Origin of the sequence: Streptomyces sp. NPDC005808 (assembly GCF_042871385.1) — a bacterium.
Classification (GTDB): Bacteria; Actinomycetota; Actinomycetes; order Streptomycetales; family Streptomycetaceae; genus Streptomyces.
In genome coordinates, this window is record NZ_JBIAIK010000036.1 from 1 (window position 1) to 8,925 (window position 8,925).

An 8,925-nucleotide genomic window follows, 5' to 3' on the forward strand; every position below is an offset into this window, starting at 1 on the left:
ATCGCGAACAGACCCGCCTGCGTGTAAACAGTCTGGTCGATCAGCTCCGAGCCACCGAAGACGATCTCCCTGACCGACTGGTCCAGATGCCGGTCGAGCTCCGCGCAGACGGCGTCGAAGGCATCGGCGAACACCGGATACACCTCGTACAGTTCACGGCCCATCTCGGCCCGCTGCGAGCCCTGCCCCGAGAACAGGAACGCCGTGGCTCCGGTCGTCGCCGAGCCGCGCACCACACCCGGCGCCGAGCGGCCCTCGGACAGTGCCTCCAGGGCGTACAGGGAGCCCTCGCGGTCGCCCGCGACGACTGCGGCGCCGTGCTCGAAGCGGGTCCGGGTCGTGGCCAGGGACCAGCCCACGTCGGCGGGTGTGAGCGCGGGGTTGTCGCGTACCAGGTCGAGGAGGCGGCCGGCCTGGCCCGCCAGGGCCTCCGGGGTCTTGGCCGACAGGATCCACGGCACCGCGGGGAGGCTGCGCCCCCGCGCGGCCGGCCGGGCTTCGGGCTCGATCGCCGGCTTGGTCTCCGGCTCCGGCTCCGGCTGTTCCAGGATGACGTGGGCGTTCGTACCGCTGACTCCGAAGGAGGAGACGCCCGCACGGCGCGGCCGCTCGGCGGTGTCCGGCCAGTCGCGGGCCTCGGTCAGCAGCTCCACCGCGCCCGCCTCCCAGTCGACCCGGGTGGACGGCGTCTCGGCGTGCAGGGTGCGGGGCAGCACCCCGTGGTGCATGGCCATGACCATCTTGATGACGCCGCCGACTCCGGCGGCCGCCTGGGAGTGGCCGATGTTGGACTTGAGGGAGCCCAGCCACAGCGGGCGGCCCTCGGGGCGCTCCTGGCCGTAGGTGGCGAGCAGCGCCTGCGCCTCGATCGGGTCGCCCAGCGTCGTGCCCGTGCCGTGCGCCTCGACGGCGTCGACGTCGGCGGCCGAGATCCGGGCGTGGGCGAGGGCCTGGCGGATGACGCGTTCCTGCGCGGGCCCGTTGGGGGCGGTGAGGCCGTTGGACGCGCCGTCCTGGTTGACGGCGGAGCCGCGGACCACGGCGAGGACCTGGTGGCCGTTGCGGCGCGCGTCGGAGAGCCGCTCGACCAGCAGCATGCCGACGCCCTCGGACCAGCCGGTGCCGTCCGCGTCGTCCGCGAAGGACTTGCAGCGGCCGTCGGACGACAGGCCGCCCTGGCGCTGGAAGTCGACGAAGGCACTGGGGGTGGCCATGACGGTGGCGCCGCCTGCCAGGGCGAGCGTGCACTCGCCGGAGCGGAGTGCCTGGACGGCGAAGTGGAGGGCGACCAGGGAGGAGGAACAGGCGGTGTCGACGGTGACGGCGGGGCCTTCGAGGCCGAGGGTGTACGCGACGCGGCCGGAGGCGACGCTCCCGATGTTGCCGATGCCGAGCAGGCCGGCGACTCCGTCGGGGATGTCCGCGCCGGCGAGTTGGGCGGCGTAGTCGTGGTACATCAGCCCGGCGAAGACGCCCGTGCGGCTGCCGCGCAGGGAGGTCGGGTCGATGCCCGCCCGCTCGACGGCCTCCCACGCGGTTTCGAGCAGGAGGCGCTGCTGGGGGTTCATGGCGAGGGCCTCGCGGGGCGAGATCCTGAACGGGTCGGGGTCGAAGTCGCCGGCGTCGTAGAGGAATCCGCCCGCGCTCATCCCGGGGGTGACGGGCTGGGCGCCCTTCGGGTCGTAGAGGTTCTCGACGTCCCAGCCGCGGTCGTCGGGGAAGCCGCCGACCGCGTCGGTGCCGGAGGCGACAAGCTGCCACAGCCCTTCGGGGTCGGTGACGCCGCCGGGGTAGCGGCAGCTCATGCCGACGATCGCGATGGGTTCGCGGTCCTTCGCCTCCGCCTGGCGCAGCCGCTCGCTGGTCTCGTGCAGGTCAGCCGTGACTCGCTTCAAGTATTCGCGGAGCTTGTCTTCGTTCGCCATCAGAGCGTCACCTGTCCGAGTAACCGACGAGCTGGGAGTTCATGGGTCGGCGCCTGCGGGGTGGGGCGCGGGTGCAGGCGTGGGAGGGGGGCGGGGCCACAGCGAAAGCGGGCGGGGAGCGGCCTCCCCGGCCACGCCGCCCGCCCGTCTCGTTGCCCGGCTGTCGTTACGTCGCGCCGACGGCTACGGGGGCCAGTCGGTCGGAGATCGTCTTGAGCATCGCCGGCTGGTGGTCCGTCAGGAAGAAGTGCCCGCCGGTGTAGGTGTGCATCTGGAAGTCGGCGGAGGTGTGGCCGGCCCAGGCTCGTGCCTCGTCCGAGGTGACCTTGGGGTCGTTGTCGCCGGTGAAGACGGTGATGGGGCAGGACAGCGGCGGGGCCGGTTCGTAGACGTAGGTCTCGGCGGCCCGGTAGTCGCTGCGGATGGCGGGGAGCGCCATCCGCAGGACTTCCTCGCTGCCGAGGACGCGCGGATCGGTGCCGCTCAGTTGACGCAGTTCGGCGAGGAGGCCCTCGTCATCGCGCAGGTGCACGGACTCGTCGCGGTGGCTGGAGGGGGCGCGGCGGCCGGAGGCGAAGAGGTGAACGGGGGCGGCGTCGCGCTCCTCCATCAGGCGGGCGATCTCGAAGCCGAGGGTGGCGCCGAGGCTGTGGCCGAAGAGAGCGGTCGGCTGTCCGCCCGGCCGGGGGTCGAGGACGTCGACGATCTGGCGGGCGAGTTCGCGGATGGTCTCGACGCACTTTTCCCGGCGGCGGTCCTGCCGGCCCGGGTATTGGACCGCGACGACGTCAAGTCCGGGGGAAAGCGCCCGTGATACCGGGAAGAAGAAAGAAGCCGAGCCGCCGGCGTGCGGCAGGCAGACGAGTCTGGTTCTCCGGCCGGGTGCTTCGTGGAAATTGCGGATCCACAGCCCGAGGTCTACGTCCGGGACAGCCATAGTCGAGATCGGTCCTTTCCGATTTTCCAGCCACTTGATGACGACCGTAGAAGGCGGGACCCGGTACCCCAACCCCTCCGGTCCTCGGTATTCCCCCTAATGTTCGGGATGCCGGTAGGGGTTCGGGACGCCGTTCGGGTGGTCAGGTGAGGGCGGGCTCGGGGAGGCGGGCGCCCTGGCGGAACAGCTCCGCGCGGACGTCGTCCGTGCTGAACGCGGTGCCGTCACGGGCGACGAGTGCGGCGGCGACGCCCGCGGCCTGGCCGGTGGCGAAGGCCGTGCCCATGACGCGCAGGGAACCGCCGGCCATGCGGTCTCCGTCGACGTTGCGGCCGGCGGCGAAGAGGTTGTCGGTGTCGGCGCTCCACAGGGCGCCGAAGGGGATCTCGAAGTACCCGTCGTCGTCGATGAAGAGCCACTCGGAGGGGATGCCGGGGGCGGGGTGGTACTCGATGGGCCAGGCCCCGACTGCGATGGCGTCGTCGAAGCGGGCGCCGCCGAGCACTTCGCCGACGCTGAGCTGGTAGCGGGCGATGATGTGACGGGATTCGCGGGTACCGATCTCAGGCCCGGTGCTGACGATGTACGCGCCCTCGCAGTGCGGGAGGGAGCGGATGACGTCGAGGTAGGCGCGGGCCTGGACACGGGCGCTGGCCTCGGCGCGGCTGACCTCGCCGGAGTCGCGGGCGTCGTAGCCCTCGTCGACGACGTAGGCGATGACGTCCCCGGACAGCGGTAGCCGGGCGACGAGTCCGTTGGCGGAGACCAGCGGGCTGACACCGCGTTCGCGGGCGGCGTGGACGGCGGCGGAGACGCGGGCGCGGGATACGTCGGCGTGCGGCGGGATGCCTCCGAAGCGGACGCCGAGGGAGCCGTTCTGGACCATGCCGTCGTTGCCGTAGCGGACGGCGGAGCCGGCGAAGGCGGCGAGGTCGGCCTCTCCGGTGGCGTCGACGAAGGCGTCGGCGGTGACCTCCGTGATGCCGTGGTGGTCGGCGATGCGGACGGAGGTGATGCGGCGGTCGTCGCGGCGGGCCTCGGCGACGTGACCGTAGAGGCGTACGTCGACGCCCGCTTCGGCGCACAGGGCGTCGAGGACGCGTTTGACGGCCTCGGGATCGAAGACCACGCAGACGCCGTTGAATCGCTGGGGGCCGGTGACGGCGCCTTCGGCGCGCAGCGCCGACAGGACCTCCTCGGCTATGCCGAAGACCACCTGGCGGGGCGGGCTCTCGCGGGTGTAGATCCCGCAGTACGTGAGGACGTTGCGCAGGGTGGCCGCGCCGCCGAGGCACGGTCCGCGCTCCACGAGCAGGGTGCGGGCCCCGGTCCGGGCGGCGGCGACCGCCGCCGCCACGCCGGCGGACCCGCCGCCGGCCACGATCACGTCGTACTTCTCTGCCATGTCCCTGCCCTTTGAGTCGATCGCTGGTTCTTGCACGGATGTGACGGTGGTTCTGGTACGTCCCGGGGTGGAGGTCAGGCGGTCCGCCGTTGGGCGGCCCCGTCCGCGTTCGCGCCGGGGCCCGGTACGGCACGCAGGCCGCCGGGCGGGCTGTCGAGCCAGCCGTTGGCCCCGGTGACCATGCCGATCTGGAAGCGGCTCTTGACGCCGGTGCGGGTGAGCAGGTCCGACATGGTGCGGCGGACGGTCCGGAGGGACACGCCGAGCCGGCGGGCGGCCATCTCGTCGGTGAGTCCTTCGCAGAGCAGTTCCAGCAGGGCGTGTTCCTGGTCGCTGAGCCCGTTCTCGCGGCGCTGGGGCGGGGCGTCGCCGGGCAGTGCCGCGGCCCATTCACGTTCGAACAGGGCGTACAGGGCGGTCACCAGGACCGGCGAGGTCACGAGGTCGGCTTCGCTCGACGTGCCGATTTCGTCGTCGGGGGTCCTCTGCACGACGGCGACGGACCGGTCGACGACGATCATGGGGACGGGCAGGGTCGCGGCGGTGCGGATCTCGGCGCCGGAGTCGGCGAGCCTGCGGCCGTACGCGCTGCGGACCGCGCTGTTGCGGGCGCCGGTGAGATGCAGGGCGCGGATGCGGACGCCGCGGGCCAGGGCACGTTCGGCGGTGCCCTGTTCGCCCTCGCGGACGTGCTGGGGCCCGGGGGCAGCGAGCAGGGCGTACGCGATCTCCCCGGCGGCCTGGCGGCAGAGCCGGTCGAGTCCGAGCCGTATCTCCTCGTGTCCGTGCAGGCGGGTCACTCCCGCGTCGGCGGTCTCGGAGCGGCGCGCCTCGTGGGCCGCCAGCAGCGACATGGCGGCGGCGCGGCTCTCGCGGGCCTCCTGGCTGCGGCGGGCGAGGTCGGCGTCCTGGCGGGCCAGGAGGGCCCCCAGGGCGAGTTCGGGTGCGACGACGGACCAGGTGGCGGGTGTGCCGGGCAGGGCACGGACCAGGGAGAGCTCGGCGAGCCGGGCGAGGGACTCGCGGACGGAGACCTCGTCCCGGCCGAGGCGGGCGGCGAGTTCGGCCGCCGGCTGTCCGCCCTGCTCCAGGAGCGCGCGGTACACGGGCTGCATTCGGGCGTCTATCCCCAAGGTTTCCACCAGAAGATTCCCTTCCAGCCAATTCCCGGCGCCCGGGAAACCGGCCCGAACGGCTTGCGAATTAACGACAGTTATCTCCATCAGATCAGGAGAGGGTGGCCCCTGCCCAAATCTCTGGCCCCCTATAGGGGGGAATCAGGGGTGCCCCCGGACGAGGGGCCCGAAGAAGAATCGATATCGAGACGAGAGGTGTTCCCATGGCACATGTCATCGCTATCTCCGCCGTTACGGCGAAGGACCCCGTCCGACTCGAAGGAGGGCCTGTCGACCTTTCCGGGACCGTCAATCTGGCCGACTGCCACGAGGTGATCTACTCGGACGAGAAGATCAAGATCCGCTACGGCAACGGCTACGAGCACTACACGCCCCTCGACACCACGGTCGAGGCCGGTACCGGGATCGGACCGGGACCCATGACCTTCCGATGGGTCGGACGTACCAAGATCGCCGAGTGACCCACCGCGCACACGAGCGCCTTCGGGCCTGCCCCGCCGTTCCCGGCGGGGCAGGCCCTTCGTCGTTCAGGAGGCGCTGAAGCGCTGGTCGATGAAGGCGAACAGCTCGTCGTCCGACGCCGAGTCCAGCTCCTCACGCATGTCCTGCGGCGTGGACTCCCCGGCGCCCGAGCCGTCCTGTCCCGGACCGGCCGCTTCGTCCCGGGCCTCGCGCCACCGCGACGCCAGGGACTTCAGACGGTCGGCCACCTCGTCCATCGCGTCGCCGTCGGGAGCCAGCTCCCGTACGAGGTCCGGGGTGAGGGCGGCGAACGCCTCCTCCAGCCGGCGCAGTTCCGCGCCGAGGTCGGACCGGCCGGGGACGGCGCCGGTACCGGTGCCCCCTCCCGGGCCTGTGCCCGCGCCGGCCGGGGCGGCCTGAGCGAGGACGTGCGCGGCCAGGGCCTCCGCCGTCGGGTAGTTGAAGATCAGCGTCGGAGGCAGCCGCAGACCGGTGGCGGCGCCGAGCCGGTTCCTGAGGTCGACGGCCGTCAGGGAGTCGAAGCCCAGTTCGCTGAAGGTCTGCTGCGGCTTGATCCGGTATCCGGGTGCGTGCCCGAGTACCGCGGCGACCTCCGTGGTGACGATCTCGAGGACGGCGCCCGCCCGTTCCTCGGGGGCCAGCGCGTCCAGCCGGGTCCGCCGCGACTGCTCCCGCCCGGCGGGACCGGAGTCGCTCGCGGCCCGCCGCGGAGCGGCCCGTACGAGCGACCGCATCAGGTGCGGGACGGCGCCGCTGTCGGCCGCCGTCCGACGCCATTCGGGCAGGTCGAGCAGGACCGGGACGACGGCGGGAGCGCCCGCCGTGACCGCGGTGTCGAAGAGCTCCAGGCCCTCGGTCGCCGACATCGGCACCATGCCGGACCGCTTCATCCGGCGTACGTCGGACTCGCTCATCCTGCCGAACATGCCGCCCTCGGCCCAGGGCCCCCAGGCCAGGGCCACGGCGGGCAGCCCTCGTGCCCTGCGGTGCCGCGCCAGCGCGTCCAGGTAGGAGTTCGCCGCCGCGTAGTTGGCCTGGCCGGGCTGCCCGACCACGCCGGCGATCGAGGAGAACAGGACGAAGAAGGAGAGGTCCAGATCGGCGGTGAACTCGTGCAACCGCCAGGCCGCGTCCACCTTCGGACGGAAGACCTCCGAGACGCGGTCCCCGGTCAGCGAGCCGAACACCCCGTCGTCGAGCACGCCCGCGGTGTGCACGACACCGACGAGCCGGCCCGTGGCGCGGATTCCGCCGAGGAGTGCGGCGAGGGCCTGCCGGTCTGCCACGTCGCATGCCTCGAAGCGGACCGAGGCACCGAGGGCCTCCAGTTCGGCGCCTAGTTCGGCAGCGCCCGGAGCCTGAGCGCCTCGGCGGCTCGCGAGAACGAGGTCCCGCGCGCCCCAGCTCCCCGCGAGGTGCCGGGCCATCAAACCGCCCAGGGTGCCGGATGCGCCGGTCACGAGGACGGTCCCCTCGACGTCCGGACGCCTGGCGGGAGCGTCGGATCCGGTCGGGACCGCCCTGGTCAGACGGGCGGCGTGGAGCCGCGAACCGCGCACGGCGAGCTGCGGCTCGCCGACGGCGGCCAGTTCGGCGAAGCGCCGGACGGCGGCACGGGACGCGGTGGCTGTGTCGGTCTCGGTGTTTTCCGTGCTTACGTCGGAGTCGGCGTGGAGGTCGGCGTGGAGGTCGGTGTCAGGGTCGATGTCGACGAGGACGATACGGCCTGGGTGTTCGGACTGGGCGGAGCGCACGAGACCCCAGACGGCGGCCGCGCCGAGATCCTGCACCGCTCCGTCCCCGGTGGCGACGGCGCCTCGGGTCGCCACGACCACCCGCTCACCCTCGGGACGCTCCTCGGACAGCCACACCTGCAGCCGTTCCAGGGCGCGCGTCACCCGGTGATGTACGTCGGTCACGGCGTCCGCGCCCTCGGTGGCGGCCGGGCCCGGCACCTCGATGACTTCGACCTCGGCGGCCGCGCCGCCGGTCGCCGGCGCCTCGTCCAGCGGGGTCCAGTCGATGCGGTACAGGGCGTTCGCGGCGGCCGAGCCGTGGGCCGGTGCCACCAGTTGCTCCCGGGGCACGGGCCGCAGCGCCAGCGAGCCGACGGAGGCCACGGGCGCCCCCGTGCCATCGGCGAGGACGACCGAGGCACCCGCGCCCTCGGAGGCGGCCGCGGTGATGCGTACACGCAGCCGCTCGGCACCGACCGCGTGCAGCCGTACGTCGCTCCACGCGAAGGGCAGACCGGGTGCGGCGCCCAGACCGAGGGGGTGCAGGGCGGCGTCCATGAGCGCAGGGTGAAGCCCGAAGCCGTCGGCGCCGTTGCGCAGCGGCTCCGGCAGGGCCACCTCGGCGAAAGTCTCGTCACCGCGCCGCCAGACGGCGTGCAGGCCGCGGAAGGACGGCCCGTACTCCAGGCCGAGGCCCGCGAGTTCCTCGTAGACGGCGTCGACCGCGACCTCGGTGGCATCGGCCGGCGGCCAGTCCGAGTCGGCGAGGGACTCGCCGTCCGCCGCCGGGGCGTCCGCGAGGACGCCCGAGCCGTGCAGGACCCAGCTGCCGCCGATGTCGGCGGCGCCACGGGAATGGACACGTACGACGCGCCTGCCGTCCGCCGCCGGTGCGTCCACGGCGATCTGTACGGCGACGGCGCCCTGTTCGGGCAGGACGAGCGGGGCGTGAAGCGTCAGCTCCTCCAGGACGGACGCGCCGACGCGCCCGCCCGCGTGGAGGGCCCACTCGACCAGGGCCGTGCCCGGAACGAGCTGCGTTCCCATGACGACGTGGTCGGAGAGCCAGGGGTGAGAGGTGGCGGAGAGGCGCCCGGTGAAGAGGGCCAGACCGACACCGGCAACTTCGGTCGTCGCGCCGAGCAGCGGGTGTCCGGCCCCGTCGAGACCGAGACCGCTGGGGTCCCCTGAGGAGGCGGCGGACTCCAGCCAGTAGTGCTGGTGGTCGAATGCGTAGGTGGGGAGGTCGACGCGGCGGGCGCCGGTGCTCGCGTAGTACGTCGCCCAGTCGACCTGCCCGCCG

Annotated in this window: 6 protein-coding genes; 1 reads left to right on the top strand and 5 read right to left on the bottom strand. The window is 73.0% G+C overall.

Going from position 1 to position 8,925, the window contains the following annotated elements; genetic code table 11:
- From ACFYPC_RS36875 to ACFYPC_RS36890, 4 genes are all read right to left on the bottom strand, one after another.
- Window positions 1-1,928 (bottom strand): type I polyketide synthase (locus ACFYPC_RS36875; protein ID WP_391891718.1); only part of this gene is annotated, 1,928 nt, incomplete at its 3' end.
- Between the two features lie 163 nt (window positions 1,929-2,091).
- Window positions 2,092-2,862: a thioesterase II family protein gene (locus ACFYPC_RS36880; RefSeq protein WP_391891713.1), complete on the bottom strand. Its 771-nt coding sequence runs from the start codon at window positions 2,860-2,862 to the stop codon at window positions 2,092-2,094.
- A 142-nt stretch (window positions 2,863-3,004) separates the two neighbouring features.
- Entirely contained in the window at window positions 3,005-4,267 is a 1,263-nt protein-coding gene (locus tag ACFYPC_RS36885) for an FAD-dependent oxidoreductase (protein WP_391891714.1), read from the bottom strand.
- Window positions 4,268-4,341: 74 nt separating this feature from the next.
- The gene (locus ACFYPC_RS36890) at window positions 4,342-5,382 is read right to left on the bottom strand and encodes a helix-turn-helix domain-containing protein (protein ID WP_391891715.1); all 1,041 of its coding nucleotides are present in this window, start codon (window positions 5,380-5,382) and stop codon (window positions 4,342-4,344) included.
- Between the two features lie 224 nt (window positions 5,383-5,606).
- On the opposite strand from ACFYPC_RS36890, the gene ACFYPC_RS36895 reads away from it, so the two are divergent.
- Window positions 5,607-5,864, top strand: coding sequence for a DUF5988 family protein (locus tag ACFYPC_RS36895; RefSeq protein WP_391891716.1), 258 nt, complete (start codon window positions 5,607-5,609; stop codon window positions 5,862-5,864).
- Window positions 5,865-5,930: 66 nt separating this feature from the next.
- Here the strand turns inward: ACFYPC_RS36895 and ACFYPC_RS36900 are convergent.
- Window positions 5,931-8,925, bottom strand: a 2,995-nt coding sequence (locus ACFYPC_RS36900) for an SDR family NAD(P)-dependent oxidoreductase (RefSeq protein ID WP_391891717.1), incomplete at its 5' end; no start/stop codon positions are given.

Coding starts and splice junctions, on each gene's coding strand:
- ACFYPC_RS36880 (WP_391891713.1), bottom strand. CDS start 2,862: ATGGCTGTCCCGGACGTAGACCTCGGGCTGTGGATCCGCAATTTCCAC.
- ACFYPC_RS36885 (WP_391891714.1), bottom strand. CDS start 4,267: ATGGCAGAGAAGTACGACGTGATCGTGGCCGGCGGCGGGTCCGCCGGC.
- ACFYPC_RS36890 (WP_391891715.1), bottom strand. CDS start 5,382: ATGCAGCCCGTGTACCGCGCGCTCCTGGAGCAGGGCGGACAGCCGGCG.
- ACFYPC_RS36895 (WP_391891716.1), top strand. CDS start 5,607: ATGGCACATGTCATCGCTATCTCCGCCGTTACGGCGAAGGACCCCGTC.